We start from the raw sequence: 22027 nt of genomic DNA, 5'->3' as shown, positions 1-22027 counted from the left end.
GGGTCAGCGCACGCCTGCGCGCTCGACCCATCCCTCGCCGCGTTCGCGCGCCAGTGTCCACAGCGCCGGCCAGGCCTCGAGTCCCGCAGCCAGCCGGCGTGCGGCATCGCGCAGCAAGGCCGAGCCTTCTTCGGCATCGACGGTGTCGGACCATCCGCCAAGCCGCGGCACGCCGCCCTGCGTGAGAGACTTTCCGTTGGCCTCGATCTGCCCGCGCAGGTCGGCACGCCACGCGTCGGGAGCATCGGTGGCGGCGGCATAGGCACGCTGCAGGGCCTCGATCCGCGTCGAGCGGCGGTGCCCGAGATACTCGCGCAGATACGCCTGCAGCGCGCGCGTGTCGGCTGCGCCAAGATCGCGCAGGCGCGACGCCGCGCCGGACAGACGAGTGGCCGGATCGGAAGCGACCAGCACGTCCCCGAGCGGGGCGACCAGATCGGCAAAACACTGCGCAACGCTAGGCCGTTCCGGTTTCGCAAGCGTATTGCGCCGGGAGCGGCTGCCTTCCTGCACGTGACCGATCGCAAACGGCATGTCGACCACCACGTCACGGCTGTAGGCGAGCTGCGCAAGATTGGCGAACAGCGCATCCTCGCCGCGGCCGTCCGGTGCGGTGCACGGCAGGACACGCGTGTTGTCGAGCATGAAGGGCGTGTAGCCGCCGCGCGGCGACACGGTGTGGCGTGCCGTGCCCGACCACACGGCGGGATTGTCGAGCCACGACGAATAGGTGTCCGGATCGCGCAGCATGGCCGCACGCGCCACCGGGTCCAGGCCGAACACCCAGCCCAGGCTCGCCGCGCCGCTGTGACCTCGGTGACCGTTGACGGTGGCGAGCACGCGCGCGTCGGCGCGCAAGGTCGGCGTGCGGCTCAGATCCAGCCCGCGCAGTTCGTCCACCCCGAGGCGGCAGCCGTCTGCGTGGTGGGTCACGCTGGCGAGGGTTTCGCCGCAGATCGCAAGGTGCAGATCGAACGGGTCGCGCGCATCGGGCTCGCCGGCCTGCACCGCGGCATCGACATCGGAAAACGTGCGCGAGGCCCAGCCGCCGCGCCCGAACACCAGGCCCGCGCGATAGGCCGGATGCCGGTGCAGCGGCAGCACGAAATCGTCGTCGAGCAGCGCCATGCGCGAGCCCGCCGACAGCAACAGCGCGAGGTTCATGCCGATGCCGCCGCCGCTCGCCGCGCCGCGCGACAACACGCCGCGTGCGGCGTCGGCGTGCTCGGGCGCCTCGCCCGCGAGCGCGTCGACGATGCTCTCCCATGCGTCGCGGTGCACATGCGACACCGGCGCGGCACTGCGTTCGGCGAATTCGCGCAGCAGCTGCGCATGGCGCGCGACCGCGGCGGCGGCGGTGGAGTCGTCGATGACCACGTAACGCCGCTTCGCGCCGACACGCGTCTCGCAGTCCAGCAACGATCGCAGCAATCGCTCCAGTTGCGCCGGTCGGTTGCAGGCGCGGATGAACACGCCCGCGAACGGCGCGTTGCGCGGCGTGGTGTCGGCCTCGAACCGATCGAGCACCGTCACGTCCGACACCAGCAGCCCCTGCGAACGAAGGCCTTCGAGAACGCGCCGCACGGCCGTCTGCTGCCGCTCGAGCGCGGGCAACGCCTTCACGATGGCGGCGACGTGCGCATCGAGCGTGCGGAACTCGCGACACAGATCCATCGCCTGCAGCACCTGCATCGTCATGACGTGGGTGCGGTCCAGGCCCTCGTCATAGAACACCACTTCCTCGCCGCCGAGCGCGGCGGCGCGGCCGGGCACCGAGGCATACAGCGGCGCGTTGGCCGACGCCGTCGGCGTGAGTGACTGCGTGCCGAAATCGATCTTGAAGTCCATGAAACGTCCTCGTGCTAGACGCGCTGCTGTTCCAGCGCCAGTCGGCGCGCGCGTTCGGCTTCCAGCTGTTGCTCGAGCTCCGCGATCCGATGCCCGGCCGCGATGTTCTTGCGGATCTCGTGATCGTAGTGGCTGTACACCGACTGCGCCGCGTCGCCGAACAGCGACAGCGACGGCAGCGCGTCGAGCGCCTGCGCGGTGCGGGCACACGCGGCCACGTAATAGAGCGGAGCGTAGCGCAGACCGTCCGCGGCGGCCGATGCGTCCGCCGACATGGTGGTGGCGGCCCATGTATCCGTCCGCCGCTCGTCCCACAGCACCGAAGCGAACAGCAGCTTCTGTCCGAACAGGCGATGGTGGGGAAAACGCACGCTCAGCAGCGACTCGAATTCGTCGCGGTACAACTCGCGCACGTGGTGCTCGTTGGTGGCGCCGGAGAGATCGGTGTAGGTGCGCTTGTCGGGCGTGGAGATGAGCAGGATGCCATCGTCGGCGAGCAGACGCGCGAATCCGTCGAGCATGCGTTCGTGGTCGTGCAGGTGTTCCAGCGTCTCGAAGCTGACGATGAGGTCGAACCCGGCATCCGGCAATGCGTCGAGTGCGGTGCAGTCGCCCTGCGCGAAGTGCACGCGCTCGCGCGTGCCGTAGCGTGCCCGTGCGTGCGCCACCGTGGTGTCGGAGATGTCCACACCGAGCACCGACGCCGCCTCGCCGGCCAGCAGCGCGCTGCCGTAGCCTTCCCCGCACGCGGCGTCGAGCACGCGCCGGCCGCGTGCGAGCGGCAACGCGAACGCGTAGCGGTGCCAATGCTCGTACCAGATCTCGCGCACGCATTCGGGCGTGAAACGCTCGCCGGTGAATTCGAGGACGCTGGGGTTCGTATCGGACATCAGGCGAAGAGGTCGCGCTGTGCGGACTGCGGACGCTGCGCATCGATGCGGGCGGCAAGTCGGTCGCGCAGGGGTTTGAGGGGATCGCGCAGGATGAACTCCGCGACCAGGCGATTGTACTCCGGATAACGCGCCGTCAGCCGCGCGAGGTTCTCGCCACCGGGACGGTGACCCTCGCTGCCGAAGGACGCCCCGCCGCGATGCACCACGTACGCCGTGTCGCACAGCACGTTGCGCCAGCCGTGCGCTGCAACACGCAGGCAGAAGTCGTTCTCCTCGCCGTAACCGCGGCCGAACGTGGCTGCATCGAAGTCGCCCACGCGATCGAGCGCGGCGCGGCGTACGTACATGCAGAATCCGACCCCGGTGGGCAGATCGGGATACGCGGGCGCATCCTCGTCGGCCGCCGCGCGCGCGATCGCATCGGCATCGTCCGGCACCGGGCCGGCACGGCAGAAGTCGGGGAACGAACAGATCTCCGCGTTGTTCGACCACGGCGTTGCGGTAGCGACCCGCGGGTCGGTCTCGGCGCAGGCGACAAGTGCCTGCAGCCAGCCGGGCGTGGCAATGGTGTCGGAATTCAGCAGCACGACATCGCTTCCGGCGGTGCGTGCAAACGCGCGGTTGACGTTGCCGATGAAGCCGAGGTTCACCGCACGGCGTTCGATGTGCACCTCGAACGCCGCCTGCCGCGCGAACGCGTGCAGCATCGGCGCAATTTCCGGCTGCGGCGACGCGTCGTCGCACAGCAGCACGCGGGCATCCTGCGGCAGCGTGCGCAGCAGGCTCGCAAGGCAGGCATCGAGCACGTCGGACGCACCGAAAATGGGCACCACGACGATCGGCAACATCGCCCTGCTCAGGCGTCGGGCGCGTGCCAGCGCCGCGCGAGGTTCAGCATGCCGAGTTCGCGCGTCGCGCCGCGCACGATGAAGCCGCGCTCCACCGTGTCGAACAGCCGCACGCCCTCCGGATCGAGCGCGTGCAGCTTCAGCGTGTAGCTGCCGGGCAGCAGCGGCATGTGCTGCAGGTCGATCTTGTATGTTACGTGCCGTGCGTCGGATCGATAGGCTCGGGCCCCGTCGATTTCGGACGTCGTTCCGAAGACGGCCGTACCATCCGCTCTGAGCAGGCCGATACCGAGTTGCGGGATCCTGTCGTCCGGGCAATAGATTTGCGCTTCGATACAAAGGCATGCTCCGGATGCCAGCATGCGAGGCAGCTCGCTTTCGCCGCCGTCGAGCAACACGCGGGTCAACCGATACTCGCTGCCAACGTAGGCGGAATCGATTTCTGACCCGAGACGGGCTGCCACTTTACGCTCATGATAGGCAAGATAATCCTGCGTGACGTCGAATACGTCGCCGTAACTCTCAGGCCGCCCGTCCTTGATCCAAAGGGCATGACTGCACAGCTTTTGTACGTGATACATCGAGTGTGAGACGAGGAGAAGCGTTCCACCACTCTCGATATACCCTTCCATCCAGCGTACACATTTTTTCTGGAACGATTCGTCACCAACGGCAAGCACCTCATCGGTGATCAGCAGATCGGGACTGATCGCCGCGACCACCGCGAAACCCAAGCGAACCACCATACCCGAGGAATAGTGCTTCACCGGCTCATCGAGATAGCGGCCTATGTCCGCAAACTCTTCTATTTCTGCACGGCGCTGACCTATTTCGGCTTCGCTCCAACCCATCAGCGCCGCCGCCACGACGATGTTTTCCCGACCGGTCTGCTCGGGATTGAAACCCGCACCTAGCTCGAGTAGCGCCCCGACCGTTCCAGCGCGGCGTATATTGCCGCTTGATGGATGCAGCACACCGCAAAGCAGTTTCAGCAGCGTAGATTTTCCAGCCCCGTTTTCGCCAATTATCGCCAGGGACTCGCCACGCCTGACCTCGAACGAGACGTCGCGAAGCGCCGGCATGCGGGGCACGTCGCGCCCAAGGAGCGCTCGTCCGAGCGCGCTGAGACGAGAAACTCCGCTTGAACCTGCCGGGTAGGACTTCCCGAGGCCATTGACCGAGAGTAGCAACGGACTGGTCACGCATAGTCCTCGAACCAAGGCTCAAGGCGTCGAAATATCCAGATCCCCGCGGATGGGAAAAAAATCGTGGAAAGTGCGAGGACTTGCCAGCCTGGCAGGGACGCATCCGGGAAAAGCAGTAGCCTCTGCGCCTCCACGACGCTGGCGATCGGATTCCAGTAAAGAGCGGCTTGCAGGGCAGGAGGCCCCATGTCGGCCGAATAAATTACTGGGGTGAGGAAGAACCAGAGCGACATCGCAGGCCCTATGCCCTGGCCAAGATCGCGGACAAATACCTGCACCGACGCCGTCAACAGACCGATGCCCACGGCGATTGCAAATAATGGAACCCATGCGACGACCGCAACGGGCAGCAGGCGCCATTCCAGCAGGGGGCTTGCAACACCAATGACGACAAGAACCGCGACGAATCCGATCCCGTGCAGTATGAAGCACGACAGTACGCGGGAGAACACAAGCACTGTTTTTGGCAGCGCGACCTTTGCCGCAAGGGCTGCATGATCCTGCAGCGTGGTTGTCGCCCGCACCACACTTTCTGAAAATGCAAACCAGGGCCAGAAGCCAAGCGCGAGAAAGGCAAGATATGCGTCCGGAGCTAAGCCAGGCACGCGAGCCTTGAAGATATGCAGAAAAACGACGTAGAACACAGCGAGTTGCGTCAGGGGCGAGACAAGCGTCCATGCAACGCCCAGGATGCTCCCTTCAAAGCGCGAGCGAAGATCCTGCACGACAAACAGGCGGCACAAAGAAACACTTCGCCGCCAGCGCAATTTGTCCGGCATCATACCGTCTCGGATCACTCGGCTTTTGAGCTCTGCCCTCGCGTTGCGCCTGACATCAACGTTGGTCCGTCTGCTTGTCCCCGGCCTTGCCGGTGTCACGATCACGCTCGACGGGCGCTCCTTTGGGCCCGTCCGGGCTATATCGGGAGCGCAGCGAAGCAACGAGCTCGGGATTCGCTTCGATCTTGAGGCTGCGCAGGTTGTCCGATAGGCCAGACTTATTTCTCTCGATATATGCTTTACGCAGATCTTCGATAATCTTTCCCTTGACCTGGTCGAAAGGCGCCTTGACGGCCGGGGCGCGCGAGTCGAGCTTGATCACGTGGTACCCGTATCGGGTCTCGACGACACCGGAAATTTCCCCCGCCTGCTTCAGAGCGAACGCGGCATTTTCAAACTCGGGCTCCATCACTCCGCGCGTGACTTTACTCAGAACCCCGGAAGACTTCTCCCCATTGCGGACCTCATCCGTGTAACTCTGGACGAGAGAGGAAAAGTCGACATCGCCCTTTTTGGCGAGATCGCGAACCTCTTCCGCAATCCGCATCGCATCTTCCTTGGAGCGACCTGTCGTCGTGATGAGTATGTGCGTAAGATCCAGAGTTTCGGGCGTGGAATACTTCTCCGGATGCGCCAAGTATTCTTCCTCTGCCAGGGCGTCGAATTCAGGCAGTGCAAGCTGCTCCTCGTTCAGCTTTCTAGCTCGCGCAGCGAGGAAGCGATTCTTGGCTTGCTCGATTTGAAGCTCGAGGTACGGATCGCCGTACGCGCCCAAGTCGACCGCTTTGGCAGCCAACTGCTTTTCGAGCAGTAGTGCGCTGACAGTCTCCTCGATACGCGTTGGGCTATTCAGGTACTCTGCCCGCAGTTGCGCGGGCAGCTCCATGATACGTGCATCGATCTCCGCGAGGGTGAGGCTGACACCCCCACGGGAAGCGACAACGGCACCGTCGCCTTGCAGTACGCGATCTACATCCGCGCCCCATGATGGGTGCACTGTAAAACCGCACAGCACAAAGAACGCATACAGGCTGCGCTTGCTTCCTGCGAGCGCAATCTTGCCTCGAGTACTCATCATCCCTGTCAGTTTCCGTTGAAGTTCGCTTCGCACCGGTTCCCGGCGGACGCAACACACGTGGTGGTCGTCGTCGACAGAGCGCCACTGACGGTCGTGTCCACGAAGGCAACGTTCAAGAAATACTGCTGGCCCGGAGACAGGGCGCATTGTCCAACGGCGCCGGTTGTACCGAACTTGAGGCTACCACTGTTCAGTTGAGCGCGACACAATTTGAGGCTGGCATCACCAAACTGGCTGGGTGCTCGAAGGTCTCCAGCGCACGGGCTGATGGACACGAAGACGTTCTGAGCCACGCGCGGCGACAAATAGCTCACGACGTTCTGAACGAATACCGGCTGGACGCCGAGCCAGGAAACCGAGTAAGACGAATTGGCGGACGGCTGGAACGGAATCGTCAAGTACCTTGCGTTCATCATCGGACCGTTCGTCGACGGAGCGAGCGACTTCAAGGTGAACGCACCGTTCGGTGAAAGATGGGACGGGCCATGCGGAAACTGCTGCCCGTAGAAGAACTGGCTCCACTGCACGAGGTGGCCCGTGAAGCCGGTCGGCTGTACACGACCGGTCGAGACAAGCGCCTGATCCGTACACGCCGGAATTTGGTTCACGTCGGGAAGCCCCACGACCGTGACCGACACATTCGCCAGATTGCTGACGCCGAATTCGTTGTAGCACTTCAGGGACAGCGCAAAGGTTCCGTTGGTGCTCATCGAGAGATTCGCCGAACCCCCCGCGGCCGACACGACCGTATTGTTCCAGCCTGGAACGGCCGGCGACGAAGAAGCAACGCAGATGTCAGCAGCGGGCTGTACGGTCCAGTTCAGTGTGAGAGTACTGCCCGTGTTGATGTTGCCAGTGCCGGTCCGGGTCAGGGACACTGCTGGCACAGGACCAGCCACGGCATTGCTGAGACCTTCGCAAACGGTTCCATCGAGTACGCACTGCGCCGAGAGATTGCCGTTCCCGTCGATACCGACCGTCGTGCCGTTCAGAAGCTTGATGGGCTCAAGATCCGTATTGGTGAACTGCAGGGAGGTCGTCTGCGCACCTGACATGCCAGGCGATGCAAGCATGATCGAGAACAACAAGGGAGCCATCGCGGCTACATGCGGTCGGCTACGGAACATGGTTTCACTCCTGAAATTCAAAAAAGTCCTGGTCCGGAAGACCTGCATTGCCATTGTCGACGCGTACGGAGCTCCGGTCAAACCGGCAATTTTGCAACGCCCCGGCGCGTCTGCGCCGACGAGGCGTCCGCCGTACATTGTGGCTGGAGACGGCTGCAATGCCTACAACGTGGGTTACGAAATTAGCCCCGCGCGTCGTCGAATAGGTGCCGCCCATCAAAAAGGAGGGCCCCTTGCGGGGCCCTCCTTCAACAGCGAATGACGAGAATCGTCAATTCGTCGTTAAGCTGCTTTATTCGCCGGAACCACCGAAGACGGTGTAGGTCAGCGTATCGCCATCCACCGAGCCTGCGACAGTCAGGCGATCGGCACGATGCTTGTGGATACCCGAGTAGTTCGCCAGCAGACCCGGCTCAGCGTCGGAGTTCACGTAGTTCGCCGCCCAGAAACCAGTCGCCGGCAGGCCGACCAGGATGTTCGGCTCAGCCGGATCGGCCGACACGGCATCCGTGAACATGAAGTTCAGGGCCGGATCGCCCAGCACCATGCGCAGCCAGCCTTCCGTGTAGACGCTGTCGTCCGCGCAGGAATCGTCCGGCGCATAAGTCTGGCACAGGTTGATGTTGCGCGGGAAGAACGAGCCGAGGATGCCCGACGGATCGTTGCCCGTGAGCACTTCACCGGCCGTCACCTGGTTGAAGGTGATGACCTGAGCCTCGAAGCAGAGGTTCAGACCAGGCGCTTCGACGTTCGGCGGCGGGGGCGACGGCAGCACGCTGTCCGGGATGAAGCCCGACGTGTTCTCTTCGCGGTCGAAGAATTCGACATCGATAGGCTCGCACGCGCCGGCAAGGTTGGCGTACGGCGGCACGTTGTCACCGCGGTAGATCTCACGGAACGGCAGACGCGACGGCAGGAGTTCTTCGATGTGCAGACGCTTCGTCGGGAACGTGATCACCCACTCCGACTGCGCGCCGATGCCGTCATTGGTGACGTATTCGTTGTAGATCTCGTTGTGCATGAACACAGCCGAGACAGCGTTGCGGCCGGCATCCGCGCCGGTGAACGTGAACTGGTACAGCGTGCCGTTGTCGAAGATGACCGCAGTGGCTTCACCGCCGTCCGACGACTGCGCAAATGCCAGGGACGGATCCACCGAGCCCGGGAACGCGTGCAGGTTCGCACGGCTTTCGGACACGAAGAAACCTTCGATGGCATCGGCGTTGTACGACAAATTGGTGCCGTTGCTGGTGTCGATGATCTGACCACCACCAAAGAGACCGCCGTTCGGCGTATCGATGTCGAGGTTGGCATTGGAGCGCCACTGGCCACCGGCATCCCATGCACGAGCGACCGCCGCGCAGTTCACCGGAACGCCATCGTCGTGCGTCGCAAACGACGCGAGAGTCGAACCGGCGAACGGCGCCGGATTGCCGCCGAGCACGTCGATCGCGCTGACGGAGGTGCCATCGCTTTCCGACACGTCGCCGTCATCCACCACGCGACCCATTTCGATCATTTCGATATGACCTTCACGGGTGCGCTCGAGATGGTACGGGCCGCCGTCCTTGTTGGTACCAGCGTACTGGTAGTCAAGGAAGTTCTGACCCGCCTCGGTGCGGATCGCGTTGTAGACCGTGATCGGCGCGATGCAGCTGGTATCGAAGCTGCGCAGGATCGCACGACCGGTGTCGTCGCCCTGCGGATCGGTGACAAGACCAGTCCAGACATCGAACGGCGACAGGTACAGGTTGAAGTCGAGGACTTCCTGCGAGTTGCGGCCTTCGAGGAAGCGGACCTTGACTGCCTTGACATCATCGGTCGTGTTCACGATCGAGACGAGCGTCGAATTCTGGCCGTTGACGGTGTAGTACGGGTAGATCAGAACCTGGCCGAGACCGTCGGGATTGACGTTCAGGGCGCTCGAGACATTCACGAGACCGGCGACGCCGGCGAGGCCGGCGACCACGGACGTGGTCAGAGAACTCTTTTTCATCACAACACTCCTAATCAAACCACAGGGCTTTTTGCTTACGGCTAACCCCACTCCGCCGTAGCGGTTTTCACCCGCCTTTCATGGGCGAGGTTAGGCAACAGCGCACGCAGTCTGCCATAACCCGCCCGGGGCGTGCAATCCCCGCTGGAGACGCCTTCCTGAGGGCCTTCTGCCGTCAGCTCGCGTCCTGAGGAACCAGGTACCAACGTCCCTTGACCTTGATCCAGCTCTCCTTGACGACACTGAAGTTGTCGATAAGACCAACACTGGTCAGATGGGAGCGGATCTTGAAGTAGACCCGGAGTCTCAGGTCGCAGACGGTGCCCTCCTCGTTGCACTGAACCGCACCGATTCCTTCCTCGTCCGGAGCCGTCTGATACGGCTCGACTTTCGTCCAGCGAACCGGGCGCCGGGACATCTCCTCGGCATACACATCCTTGGGGTGCACCTCGCGGTAGCCTGGAGACAGGTACTCCCAAGCAGCCCCCGCCTCGTGCTTGATCAGAAGGCTCCAACGCTCCAGCGCCCGTTGCATCGGATCCTCCGTAGCCCCGCCGCCGCCCTTTGACGGACTTGACCCGGTTCCGGCGCAGCCGACAAGCGCAAGGACACACGCACCGAGCAACGATCGCATCGCAAATTTCATGGGGCTTCTCACTGTTGTTGATCCGAGTTGTTGTCGACCTTCACGCGCAACGGCTCCAGGCCGCGGAACTGACGCGTGTATTCCTCGGTGAGGCGTTTGGCGTCTTCGCCGTTGCGGATCACGGTCGGAGTGAGGACGACAAGCAGTTCCTGACGCGCCGACGAAGTGTCCTTGGTCCCGAACAGTGCGCCGAGAACGGGGATCCGTTGCAGGAACGGTACGCCAGACGACCCCTTGCTGTCGGTCTGCTTGATCAATCCACCCAGCAGAACGGTTTCCCCGCTCTGCACCGCGATCTCGGTCTTGATCTTGCGCTGATCGACGGGAACGTTGGACTGCCCCTCGACCGCGGCGCCCGGGGTGCTGTCGGTCTGATCGATCTCCATGAAGACTAGACCGCCCGGGTTCACCCGCGGCGTCACGTTGAGCGTGATGCCGGTATCGCGGAACTGGACATAGGTCGACTGTCCGACGCCGGTGTTCGGGTCGGTGCCGATACCACCGGTGTTGATGAAGGAACTGTTGACCGGGATCTGGGTGCCGACATTGATCGACGCCGACTTGTTGTTGAGTACCACCAGGGATGGCGCAGACAGCACTTGAACCGTCGAGACGGTGTCGAGCGCATTGATGACTGCCGCCAGGTTGGGACCAAGGAACGTCCATCCCAGCCCCGAACTGCCCACCGTCCCGGAGATATCGCCCCAGATATGACGATTCGCAGCGATGTCGCGCAGGCTGGGGTCGAGCGCCGGCGTGTCGTCGCCGCCATCATCATCGCCACCGCCACCCGTCGACGCACCGATCGCGTTCTCGAAGTACCACTGGACACCGTACTTGAGAGAGTTGTTGAGATTGACCTGCAGGATCTTGGCCTCGATATGCACCTGGAGCGGAATGGTGTCGAGTCGCTCGATCACGCGGCGAATCGATTCCCACTGACCTGAAGTCGCAAGAACCAGCAAGGCGTTGCTTTCCTCGACCGCAGACACCCGAACTTCGTCGGTGGCAGCCAATGCGATGCCGCCACTGTTGTCGACAACCGGCCCACCCGCAGCGCCACCGCCTGCTTGATCGGAACCACGAGCGTTCCGGTTCCGGTCATTGCTCCGCTGAGCGCTGTCCTGCGTTGCTCGCGACGGGGGCGTGGTGCTGCCATCCGCACCGACGGAACGAATTTCGACGGATTCGAGCCCCGGCGCGACCCCGGATGACGTCTCGCGCGGCGTGATCGTCTGCCCGGTATCGAAGACATCGGCAAGCGTGCCGGCCAGATCGATCGCCTTGACGTTCTTGACGTCATAGACGTAGAGCCGCTGGCCCGCCTGACCGCCACCGATGTCGAAGCGCTCCATCCACTCCTCGATGGTCGCGAGGTACTTCGGCTGCGGGGTGATCACGAGCACGCCGTTGATGCCTTCAAGCGGCATGAAGCGGAACATGCCGGCAAGCGGGGTGTTGCTGCCTTCGCCGAAGATCTTTTCGAGCTCGGTGACGGTCTTGGCGGCTTCGGCCTGTTGCAGCGGGAAGACGCCCACCGACATGCCCGACAGCCAGTCGACGTCGAACACGGCGATGGTCTGCAGGTAGTTCTCGATCTCCGCGCGCGAGCCGGCGAGCACCAGCATGTTGCGCGCCGGGTCGATGCTGACGATGCCTTCGGGCTTGGCGTAGGGCTTGAGCAGCTTTTCCATCTCCACTGCGGAGATGTATTGCAGCGGCACGGCACGCACTTCGTAGCCGCGGATGTTCTGCGGGGGGCCGATGCGCGGGCTGAGGTTGCCGGGCAGCGCCTGCGCCACCGGCAGGATGGTGTAGCGGCCGTCCTGCCAGACCATCGTGGCGTTGTTCCAGCGCAGCAGCATTTCCAGCACGGAGATGACCTGCTCGCGGCGCAGCGGCTTGGCCGTGGAGAAGGTGACGGTGCCCTGCACCCCCGGCGCGATGACGTAGTTCTGCTGGAGGAAGTCGCCGAGCAGGGTCTTGACGACGGCAAACAACGATTCGCCCTCGAAATTGAACGTGGCCTCGGCATCGCCCGCGGCGCCGGCGCTGGCGGGCGGGCGCCTGGCGGCCTCTTCGTTGATGAACCTGCCGCTGCCCATGCGCACCGACCGCAGCGGGTCGTCCTCGCTCGCGACATAGTCCTCTTCGGACGGCTGCTCGACCGCCGGCATCGGCGTAACCACCTGCGCCTGCGGTGGGTTGGGATCGTAGGCGCGCAGCGGCACTTCGGCGTCGGGCACGGTGGCACAGCCGGCGAGGATGACGAGCGCTGCCATCGAGAAGAACGCGAGATGCGCCTGCAGGCGGGCCGGAGTGGCGGCGCCTGCGGCGGCGTGGCGATGGAGGTCGGGGCTGTTGCGCATGCTCATTCCTGCTCTTTGTTTGCGCGTTCGGCTTCTTCGCGCATCTGTCGTCTACGTTCTTCGATTCGCTTGCGGATCAGTTCGGCGCGGGATTCCGGCGTCTGCGCTTCGCCTTCGGGGGCTGCGGCGGGCTGGGCGGACGCATCCTCCGGCTTGGGTTGGCCGGGCGGCGTGGCGAGCGCGGTGGGCGGCTGGCCACCGGTGCCGTCGAACACGCGCAGATCGAGCTCGCTGCGTCCGGTGGGGCCTTCGAAGACCGCCTTTCGCGGCGCCAGTTCCACCAGCTTCCATCCGGCCTGGTCGCCCTCGAGCGACGATCCCACGCGCACCGACTGGGTGCGCTGGCCCTTATTGTCGAGCACGATGGCCACCTTGAATTCGCCGCTCATGACGACGCTGGTCAGCACCACGTCCAGCGGCGCGGGCGGCGGCGCCGCGTCTTCCACGGGCGCGTCGCTGGCCGGCGGCGGGAGCGGACGCCGGTCGGCATTGAACAACGGGCGCTCGCCGATCACGGCGTAGGCGTCGATGGGTTCGAGCGGGCTGCGCGCGCGTGACAGGTCCACCTGCGGCAGCGGCGGCACGCGCGAGGCATCGTCCGGGTGCAGGCCGTAGCGCGAGCCCAGGCCCGCGAACGCGGCGATCGCCACCATCAGGCACCAGCCCGCGAACGCGGCCAGCAGATACGTGGGCAGGCGCTGGTTCGGGGTGAGCGTCATTTCGCGCCCCCGGGTTTGCGCAGGTAGCCGTACAGATCGAACGCCAGGTCGAGATAGCCGGCTTGCGCCGCCTGCTGCGCGTTGCCGCGCGCCACCGAGGGCGTGCCACGCCGTCCGGTGACCGTGAGATCGGACACGAACAGCTGCGGGCTGCCGCTTTCGAGACCGTGCAGGACCTGGCTGAAATATTCCATTTCGCAGCGCATGCGCACCTTCACGGTGACGCGCTCGAACGGTTCCTCGTTGTTGTTGCGCGAGGGTGTGCGGCTGACGAGGGAGCAGCGATCGCCCGCGCCCACTTCGTTCACTTTTTCCTGCAGGCGCTGGGTCAGCGCGGACGCTGCGAGGTCGAAATTGGCTTCGGCGAGAAATCCGGGGTTGCCGGCTTCGAACGCGCGCACTTCCTCCAGGCGCGCCTCGATCTGCGCGCGCTGCTGGGCGATGGCGCGGAAGCGGGCTTCCTCGTCGCGCAGGTCGATCAGGTCGCGCCGGTACTGCAGCTGCGGCGCGACGAACCACCAGTGCACGCCGACGAAGTAGATCAGCAGCAGGGCGATCAGAAGCAGGATGACGGCGAGCGGCCGTCCGTGCTTCGCGTCCGGAAGCAGCTTCATTCGGCGCCCTCCGTGGCGTCGGGATCCGGGCCGTAGCGCGCGGTGATGTTGAAGCGGTCCTTGCCGCTGCGGGCGTCGGGCTGGATCGGGCCGCTGAGCGAGGGCGAACGCAACAGCTTGGAGGCCTGCAGCAGTTCCACGAGCTTGGGCGCCTGTCCGCTTTGTCCGTTGATGCTCAGTTCGCCGCGGCTGACGCTGAGGCGTTCGAGGAAGGTGTCGTCGGGCAGCAGGCGGGTGAGTTCGTCGAGCAGCAGCAGGGTGGAGGGCTGGCGTTCCTTCTCGATCGCGAGGAAGTTCGCGCCGCTGGCGGCGCTTTCGAGTTCGTCGCGCAGGCGCGTGACCTTGCGCGCCTCCTCGCGCTGCGCCTCCACCTCCGCGGTCAGCCGCTCGACAGCCGCCGCGCGGTTGTCGGTGATGCGTGCCAGCGCAATCAGCAGGAACAGCACGCTCGCCGCGGCCAGGCCGAACATGATCAGCAGCCAGGTGTTCCGGCGCCCGATGCGCTGGTCGGCCGGCAGGAAGTTGAAGCCCATGCGCCGGCCGCTGGTGTCGACGGCGTCCACGCCGCTCAGTGTGCCCGCGAGTCCGTCGATCTCGGTCAGCGCGGCCTGCATGCGCTCGCGCGTGACCAGCGCCAGTTCCACCGGAATCTGTTTGGCCGCCGGGTCGTGCGGGAGCACGCGGCTGTCGAAGTTCACCTGCTCGGGCTTGAACGGCGTTTGCCGGTCGAGCTCGAAGCCCAGCACGGTGCGCAGGTTTTCCTGCACGGCAGCCGGCAGCGTCAGGAGGCGACGCAGGACGATCTGGCCGGGCAGCAGCAGGATGCGGCGCAGATTGCGATCGTTGTCGGCGAGAGCCCCGTCGATCGCGGCGGGCAAGGCGTCCGCCGGCACCAGGTCGAACCGCCCCAGCTCCGCGACGCGCGTCCCGCGCTGGCGTTCGAGCAGCACGCTGTCACCGTCGCGCCGCAGCAGCAGGACCGACTCTTCCACCACGAACTGCTGCCGCCAGCGCTCGGGCAGACAGGCGCGCAGTTCCCCGCCCCACCAGCGCAGGAAGCGCGGAACCGGGCTCTGGACGTAGCGCGCTCTCAGGCGACTCAGCGGTTGTGAGAGGAAGTCGAAGGCAGGCATCTGGGATCAGAGGTTTTCCCCGTCCTGCCAACGCAGAACGGTGTAGGCAAGGCCCGACACGCCGGCGCCGCCGAGGCGCACCGTGGTGTCGAGCTCCGTCCACGCGCCATTGGGGAGGGTGGCGCGGGATCGAATACTATACGTGCCGGTGCCCCCCTGCGCCACGAGCGGGGTCCCGTCGGGCATCACCGGGGGCGGTCCGCCCAGGGCCGGATCCCAGGCATGGCGCTGGTCGATGATCTGCTGCGCAAGCTCGGGCGTCATGCCCGGAATCGCGAGAATCACCTCGTAGGGGGCGAACGCGAGATTGGGCGAGGACTGGCCCGAATAGATCGTCAGCGCGGGCGAAACCCGCTCGTAGATCTCCGGCGTCACGCCCATCACCTGTTGCAGCTCCGACACGGTGTCGAACAGGCCGTCCTTGGCGCCGTAGGTGAAACCGGCGGCCTCGTAGTCGCCGTCCTCGGCGCCGTTGGGCGAGATCAGGTCGTCGGTGTCGCGCCAGTCCTGGATTGCATCGGCGATGGCCGCGGCCACGTCCATCTCGACGCCGGCGCCCATCAGCAGGTTGTTGAGGGTCTGGATGTCGGCGACGTTGAGATCGATCAGGCCCGATTCGTCGGTGATCTCGATCGCGATCGCCGCATCCTCGAATTCGATGTCGTAGGCGCGGCCGTCCGGCAGCCAGCGCAGCATCGGATCGGCGATGGCCATCTGGTACACCGCCCAGTTCACGCCCGCCTCGGCCGCGTAGCGCGCGTGCGTGGAGTCGAACAGATGGCGCGCTTGCATGCCCTCGGAGCGCGCCACCAGTGCAAAGCTGCCGAGCAGGATCGTGAGCAGCGCCAGCAACCAGAGCACCACGATGAAGGCGACGCCGCGCTGCGGCGCCTGGTCCGGCCGTGCGCTCATTGCCGGCCGTCCCCGCCGGTGCCCGGTTGCGGCTGGCCCCGGTTGCGCAGGCCGCCGCCGAACATCGCGGGCACGGCGGTGCCGGCCAGCACCGGGATCTCGAGCGTCGGCCACACACGATTGTCGTCCGGGTCGAACTCGGCCACGAGCCGCACCATGATCGGCAGGCGCTGCGGGTCTTCCCAGACATCGGACCAGTCGGTGAGTTCGCCGTTCTCGTCGAGCGTGCGGTATTCGAAGCGCGCATCGCGCATGCCGTCGAGCAGCAGCACCGGCGGGCGTTCGTTGCCGGCTTTCGGGTCCTCGGGGTCGTAGCCGTTGAGCTGCGCGTGATCGAACTCGAGCGTGGTGCCGTTGGCGTCGGACCCCAGCGCCAGCCACTGCACGTGCGGACCGCCGCGCGACAGATGCCCGGGCATCGGCGCGACGAAGCGCATGCTTTCGCCATCGGCGACGAACATGCGGTTCTCCCCGCTGTCCTCCAGCCGCTCGAACGGCAGCGCCATCGCGTGCGACAGCTGCCGGCGCAGGAATTCGTGCACGGTGCGGGTTTCGTTGGTGCGCGTGATGAGCCTCTCGCCGCTGCGCGTTGCGCTGACGGCGGCACGCAGCGTGGCAACCGCCAGGCCCATCAGCATCGCCAGCAGCGTCATCGCGATGAGGATCTCGAGCAGGGTGAAGCCGCGCTGGCGGGGACTGCGCATGGTCACAGGTCCGGTGTCAGAGCGCGCAGCGTGACGAAGCGCGCTTCCTGCTCGCCGCGTCCGCGCTGCCAGCGCACGACCAGTTCGAGGCGGTAGAGCTCCACCGGCGCGATGCCCGGCTCGAGCGGCGAGTCGGTCTGGATCTCGTACGGCTCGGACCGCAGGCTCCAGCTGAAACGCTCGTCGAATTCGCCGGAGTCTTCGCTTTCTTCGAGGCGTTCGCCGACGCCGACGTTGTCGAGCAGCGACTGCGCATACAACGCCGCCTCGGTGTAGTCGGAGGCACTGCGCGACTGGCGCATCGCGCCGGTGGCGATCTGCATCGCGATGCCGAGGCCGACGGCAAGGATGGAGAACGCGACGACGATTTCGATGAGGGTGAAGCCCGATTGCCGCCCGGAACCGCGCGCCGCGCCGCCGTGGAATTGCGTGGCGATGGCGGGATGCGGCGGCATGGGCGGTCTGACCGCGGCGACGCGCGGCGAGTTCACGGGCTGTCGTCTTCGATGATGCGGATCTCGCCGGTGAGCCAGTTCACGTCGACACGCCACACCGCTTCGCCGCGGATGAGGTCGATGTGGCCACCGGTGGAGGCGCCGTCGGGAAAGAACCGGATGCGGCCCACGCCCTCTTCTTCGAGCTCCGAGCGCGCGGTGAAGAGCTTGATGTCCATGTCCTTGGGCAGCTCGACCCAGGAGCGGTCCGCCGCGCGATAGCGACGGCCGTCGACATCCACGCTCAGGGTCTTCTGCTCGCGCTTCACGATGGCCTGGCCGCGCGTGTAGCGCAGCGCGGCCGCGAGATCGCGGCTCGCGGCGCGCACCTTGGCGCCGGTGAGCCCGTCGCCCACCGAAACCGCGACCAAGGTCACGGCGAGCGCGATCAGCGCGACCACCGCGAGGATCTCGATCAGCGTGAAGCCGCGCGCGCGCCGCATCGGCATGGACCCTGCGTGCGGCGCGCGGGATCGGATCAATCGTTGCTGTTGATGTCGGCGTCGACGCCGGTGCCGCCCGACTTGCGATCCGCGCCGAGGCTGATCAGCGCGAACGGCGCGTTCTCGCCCGGCACGCGCATCTCGATCGGCGTGTTCCACGGATCCTTGAGTTCGGATTCCTTCGAATACGGACCGAGCCAGCCCTTGGTGCTGCCGGACTCGCGCACCAGGTCGTTGATGTTGTTCGGCAGCGAGCCGGTGTCCATCTCGTACTGCTCGATCTTGCCCGACAGCGATGCCAGCTGGCTCACCGCCATCTTGACCTTGGCGCGGTCCTGGCCGCCGAACACCTGGTTGGCCACCATGCCGGCGATCAGCGCGATCAGCGCCACGACGATGAGGATTTCGATCAGCGAGAAGCCGGCCTGGGCGCGCGCCGCGACCTGGCGCCGGAGACGGGATGCGTTGTTCATTTCATTACCCCACTGCATTGGTCAGTTCGAAAATCGGGATCAGGATCGCCATCATGATGAGCGCGACCACCACCGCCATGAAGATCGTCACCACCGGCACCAGCGCGGCCAGCAGGCGTTCGACCGTGTTCTTGACTTCCACGTCGAAGGTGTCGGCCACCTTCGTGAGCATGCCGTCCAGTTCGCCGGACTCCTCGCCCACCGCCACCATCTGCAGCGCCAGGCGCGGGAAGAGTTTGCTCTTTGCCAAGGCCGGCGCAAGGCCGCCGCCGGTCTTGACGTCGTTGGTGGCCACGTCGATCGCCTCGGACATGGCCAGATTGCCCATCACGTTGCGGGCGATCGACAGCGCGGTGAGCAATGGAACGCCGTTGTGCACCAAAGTTCCCAGCGTGCGGGCCAGGCGCGCGGTCTCCAGCCGCGCGATCAGCCCGCCGACGAGGCCGCGGCGCAGGACCCAGCCGTCGAAGCGCAGCCGCCGCTCCGGTTCGCGCAGCATGCGCCGGAACGCGATGGCGCCGGCCACCAGGCCCACGATGATCAGCCACCAGTAGCCGCTGACGAAGTTGCCGGCGGTGAGCACGATTTTTGTCAGCAGCGGCAGCTCGACGTCCATGTCCTCGAACAGCGGCAGGAACTGCGGAACGACGTAACCGAGCAGCAGCAGCAGGGCGCCGAACACCATCAGCACGAGGATCGACGGATAGATCAGCGCATTGATCACGCTTTCGCGCAACGCCTTGCTGCGTTCGAGGTACTCGGCGAGCCGTCGGAGGGTGTCGTGCAGCGAGCCGCCGACTTCGCCCGCGCGCACCATGTTCACGTACAGGCGCGAGAATACTCCATGCTGTTGCTCGAGCGCCTGCGACAGCGGTGTGCCGCCGCGCACCGATTCGCGGATGCGGTCGATGACCTTGCGCGCCGCCGCGGACTCCGGCAGATCGAGCAGGATCTGCAGCGCGCGGTCCAGCGCCTGGCCCGCACCGAGCAGGGTCGAGAGCTGCTGGGTGAATTGCAGCACCTGCGCGCCGCCCATTTCGGCGCGCTTGAACACCGCCTTCAGCCCGCCGCCGTCGGCATCGGCCGGCTTCGCGTTGATCGGAATGTTGCCGGCATCCTGCAGCTTGGCGATCACCTCGTCGGCGGATGCGGCCTCCATCACGCCGTCGAGCGCTTCACCGGCCGGGCTCAGGGCCTTGTAGCGGAACAGGGCCATGCGTCAGGCGCCGAGATTCGTGATTCGTGATTCGTGATTCGGAACAGCGCGCACGGGCCCACCGAAACGTCGACGCGCTTCTGCGAATCCCGAATCACGAATCACGAATCTTGGCTGCATCGTCAATTCTCCTGCGTCACGCGCAGGACTTCCTCGATCGTGGTGATGCCCTGCAGGGCCTTCACCAGCCCGTCCTCGTACATGGTGCGCATGCCTTCCTTGCGCGCGGCCTCCTCGATTTCGCCCATGCCGGCATGCTGCATGATGAGTCGGCGGATGGGTTCGGAGACGACAAGGAACTCCATGATGGTGGTGCGTCCGATGTAGCCCGTGGGCGTGATCGGCGACGGCTTCGGACGATAGAGGTAGATCGTGCCCTCGGGCTGGAAGCGGCGCAGGCCGTATTCCTCGATCACCTCGGGCATCGCCTCGTATTTTTCCGCGTGCGTGGGTTCGAGCTGGCGCACGAGGCGCTGCGCGAGGATCCCGTTGACGGTGGACGTGAGCAGGTAATCGTCCACGCCCATGTCGAGCAGACGCGTCACGGCGCCGGCGGAATTGTTGGTGTGCAGGGTGGACAGCACCAGATGGCCGGTCAGCGCGGACTGGATCGCGATCTTCGCGGTTTCCAGATCGCGCATTTCGCCGATCATGATGATGTCGGGATCCTGTCGCACGATCGAGCGCAGCGCGTGGCTGAAGTCGAGCCCGATCTGCGGCTTGGCCTGGATCTGGTTGATGCCGTCGATCTGGTATTCGACCGGATCCTCGACCGTGATGATCTTCACGTCGGGCGTGTTGAGCTGGGACAGCGCCGTGTACAGCGTGGTCGTCTTGCCCGAACCGGTCGGGCCGGTGACGAGCATGATGCCGTGCGGCAGTTCGAGCACGTCGATGAAGCTCTGCAGGAACTGGTCGGTGAAGCCGAGTTTCTTGAAGTCGAACACCACCGATTCGCGGTCGAGGATACGCATCACCACCGACTCGCCGTGCGCGGTCGGCACGGTGCTGACGCGAAGATCCAGCTCCTTGCCCTGCACGCGCAGCATGATGCGGCCGTCCTGCGGCAGGCGGCGTTCGGCGATGTTCAACTTCGCCATGATCTTGATGCGGCTGATCACGGCGGCGGTGAGGTTGCCCGGCGGCGATTCGGCTTCTTCCAGCACGCCGTCGATGCGGTAACGCACCTTCAGCCGGTTCTCGAAGGGTTCGACGTGGATGTCGGACGAGCGCGCTTCCACCGCGCGCTGGATGATGAGGTTCACGAGGCGGATGACGGGCGCCTCGGACGCGAGGTCGCGCAGGTGCTCGACGTCGTCCTCGCTGCGCGCATCGCCTTCGTTGAGGTTCTCGACGATGGTGCCCATCGCCGAGCGGCCGGAGCCGAAATAGCGCTCGATCAGGTCGTCGATTTCCGAACGGATGCCGATCTTCGCCGTCACCGGCTTGCCGATGGCCATCTCCACCGCGGCCATCGGATAGGTGTCCTGCGGATCGGCGATGACGAGCTCGACCGCGGTGTCGGTTTCGGCGATCGGGCAGATGTGGTGCTGCTTCATGAAGCGCGGCGACAGCGTGATGTTCGGCGGCGATTCGGGAAAATCCTTCGACGACAGCAGCGGCAGGTCGAACACCTCGGCGCTGGCCTCGGCCACGTCGCGCTCGGACACAAGGCCGATGCGCGTCATCAGCGCGATGAGGCTGCCGCCGCCCGACTCCTCGTGCAGGCGGCGCGCGCGGCCGTAATCGGCCTCCTTCAGCCGGCCACGCGCCAGCAACTGCTTGCTGATGCGGTCTTCGAGCGCGTCCGGCGCGTCGTGGGCCGGCATCTCGGCGATCTGGGCGTTCACGCGGGTCTGTCTCCACTGTCTTGCGCCGGCACCGCAGGCGCGGCGGGATCCGCACTCGGACCGTCGCCGGCACCGTCCGGTTCCCGGCGCCAGCCGACCAGGGTTTCGAGGAAGCGCTGGTTCTGCAGGATCCACAGCGCCACCGGGGTGACCGCCGGAAGGATCAGGTAGCCGAACTGGTAGCCCAGCGCGATCGCGTCTTCCGACCAGCCGTTGCGTGCGAGTGCCGCGGCCCCGAGCGGACCGGCCTTGAACTGTAGCAGGTAGAGCACGTCGAACACCGCGCCCCAGCTGACGACGATCCACAGGATCGGGAACGCGATGGCGATCTGCAGCACGCGACGCCGGCCGGACAGCGGCGTTGCCATCACCAGGCCCGCGAACAGCGGCAGGCACCAGGCATAGATCATTGGCGTGGCCTGCAGCACGATGACGCCGACCCGGCCCTGCGGGTCGGGTTCGGTGCGCAACGTGGTTTCGATCTCGAGCTGGGCCTTGTTCTGCTCGACCTTCGTCACCGTGTCGGGTAGCTGGCGCGTGAGCACGGCGTTGCCGATCTTGGCCGGCGGCCAGATCACCGGGCTCGCGAACACCGCCCAGAGGCAAAAGCTCAGCGGCAGCCAGAGCACGGCCTGCAGGATGAAGCGGCGCAGCGGCGAAAGTGTCATGTCGGTCCACCC

At 65.4% G+C, this 22027-nt stretch carries 21 protein-coding genes; all 21 read right to left on the bottom strand.

The features are described 5' to 3' along the window. Positions 1-3 precede the first annotated feature (3 nt). Positions 4-1848 (bottom strand): hypothetical protein, encoded by a 1845-nt coding sequence (locus HNQ52_RS11215; protein WP_183961269.1) that lies wholly within the window; start codon positions 1846-1848, stop codon positions 4-6. A 14-nt stretch (positions 1849-1862) separates the two neighbouring features. Next, positions 1863-2738, bottom strand: coding sequence for a class I SAM-dependent methyltransferase (locus tag HNQ52_RS11210; RefSeq protein WP_183961268.1), 876 nt, complete (start codon positions 2736-2738; stop codon positions 1863-1865). Further along, positions 2738-3589 carry a glycosyltransferase family 2 protein gene (locus tag HNQ52_RS11205; RefSeq protein WP_183961267.1) on the bottom strand — a complete coding sequence of 284 codons (852 nt, stop codon included), beginning with the start codon at positions 3587-3589 and terminating at the stop codon, positions 2738-2740. Before HNQ52_RS11205 ends, HNQ52_RS11210 begins: the two co-directional genes overlap by 1 nt. An 8-nt stretch (positions 3590-3597) precedes the next feature. Then, a complete protein-coding gene (locus HNQ52_RS11200) occupies positions 3598-4791 on the bottom strand; it encodes an ABC transporter ATP-binding protein (RefSeq protein WP_183961266.1) in 1194 nt (397 codons plus the stop codon). Next, positions 4788-5573, bottom strand: a complete 786-nt coding sequence (locus HNQ52_RS11195) for an ABC transporter permease (RefSeq protein WP_183961265.1) — start codon at positions 5571-5573, stop codon at positions 4788-4790. Before HNQ52_RS11195 ends, HNQ52_RS11200 begins: the two co-directional genes overlap by 4 nt. Before the next feature lie 55 nt (positions 5574-5628). Continuing rightward, positions 5629-6648: a peptidylprolyl isomerase gene (locus tag HNQ52_RS11190; protein WP_183961264.1), complete on the bottom strand. Its 1020-nt coding sequence runs from the start codon at positions 6646-6648 to the stop codon at positions 5629-5631. 8 nt (positions 6649-6656) lie between these two features. Continuing rightward, a complete protein-coding gene (locus tag HNQ52_RS11185) occupies positions 6657-7778 on the bottom strand; it encodes a hypothetical protein (protein ID WP_183961263.1) in 1122 nt (373 codons plus the stop codon). Between the two features lie 292 nt (positions 7779-8070). Further along, positions 8071-9774, bottom strand: coding sequence for a hypothetical protein (locus HNQ52_RS11180; protein WP_183961262.1), 1704 nt, complete (start codon positions 9772-9774; stop codon positions 8071-8073). Positions 9775-9949: 175 nt separating this feature from the next. Then, entirely contained in the window at positions 9950-10309 is a 360-nt protein-coding gene (locus tag HNQ52_RS11175; protein WP_183961261.1) for a hypothetical protein, read from the bottom strand. 119 nt (positions 10310-10428) lie between these two features. After that, positions 10429-12702: a type II secretion system secretin GspD gene (gene gspD / locus HNQ52_RS11170; RefSeq protein WP_246387806.1), complete on the bottom strand. Its 2274-nt coding sequence runs from the start codon at positions 12700-12702 to the stop codon at positions 10429-10431. Positions 12703-12791: 89 nt separating this feature from the next. Continuing rightward, entirely contained in the window at positions 12792-13508 is a 717-nt protein-coding gene (locus tag HNQ52_RS11165) for a hypothetical protein (RefSeq protein WP_183961257.1), read from the bottom strand. Continuing rightward, entirely contained in the window at positions 13505-14122 is a 618-nt protein-coding gene (gspM, locus tag HNQ52_RS11160) for a type II secretion system protein GspM (RefSeq protein ID WP_183961255.1), read from the bottom strand. Before gspM ends, HNQ52_RS11165 begins: the two co-directional genes overlap by 4 nt. After that, entirely contained in the window at positions 14119-15255 is a 1137-nt protein-coding gene (locus HNQ52_RS11155) for a PilN domain-containing protein (RefSeq protein ID WP_183961254.1), read from the bottom strand. Before HNQ52_RS11155 ends, gspM begins: the two co-directional genes overlap by 4 nt. A gap of 6 nt (positions 15256-15261) precedes the next feature. After that, positions 15262-16167, bottom strand: coding sequence for a type II secretion system minor pseudopilin (locus tag HNQ52_RS11150; protein WP_183961252.1), 906 nt, complete (start codon positions 16165-16167; stop codon positions 15262-15264). Next, the gene (locus HNQ52_RS11145; RefSeq protein WP_183961250.1) at positions 16164-16871 is read right to left on the bottom strand and encodes a prepilin-type N-terminal cleavage/methylation domain-containing protein; all 708 of its coding nucleotides are present in this window, start codon (positions 16869-16871) and stop codon (positions 16164-16166) included. The genes HNQ52_RS11150 and HNQ52_RS11145 overlap by 4 nt, the downstream gene beginning before the upstream one ends. A gap of 2 nt (positions 16872-16873) precedes the next feature. After that, complete coding sequence (locus HNQ52_RS11140) at positions 16874-17326, bottom strand: type IV pilus modification PilV family protein (RefSeq protein WP_183961248.1); 453 nt, start codon at positions 17324-17326, stop codon at positions 16874-16876. 32 nt (positions 17327-17358) lie between these two features. After that, complete coding sequence (locus HNQ52_RS11135; protein WP_183961247.1) at positions 17359-17814, bottom strand: GspH/FimT family pseudopilin; 456 nt, start codon at positions 17812-17814, stop codon at positions 17359-17361. A 29-nt stretch (positions 17815-17843) separates the two neighbouring features. Next, positions 17844-18281: a type II secretion system major pseudopilin GspG gene (gene gspG, locus HNQ52_RS11130; protein ID WP_183961245.1), complete on the bottom strand. Its 438-nt coding sequence runs from the start codon at positions 18279-18281 to the stop codon at positions 17844-17846. 4 nt (positions 18282-18285) lie between these two features. Next, a complete protein-coding gene (gene gspF, locus HNQ52_RS11125) occupies positions 18286-19497 on the bottom strand; it encodes a type II secretion system inner membrane protein GspF (protein WP_183961243.1) in 1212 nt (403 codons plus the stop codon). Between the two features lie 122 nt (positions 19498-19619). Then, positions 19620-21326, bottom strand: a complete 1707-nt coding sequence (gene gspE / locus HNQ52_RS11120; protein ID WP_183961611.1) for a type II secretion system ATPase GspE — start codon at positions 21324-21326, stop codon at positions 19620-19622. A 17-nt stretch (positions 21327-21343) separates the two neighbouring features. Next, on the bottom strand, positions 21344-22015 hold the full coding sequence (locus HNQ52_RS11115) for an exosortase H-associated membrane protein (RefSeq protein ID WP_183961242.1): 672 nt from the start codon (positions 22013-22015) through the stop codon (positions 21344-21346). Positions 22016-22027 lie beyond the last annotated feature (12 nt).

Origin of the sequence: Chiayiivirga flava (assembly GCF_014202825.1) — a bacterium.
Lineage (GTDB): Bacteria > Pseudomonadota > Gammaproteobacteria > Xanthomonadales > Xanthomonadaceae > Chiayiivirga > Chiayiivirga flava.
This window is presented reverse-complemented; position numbering and strand designations above follow the sequence as displayed.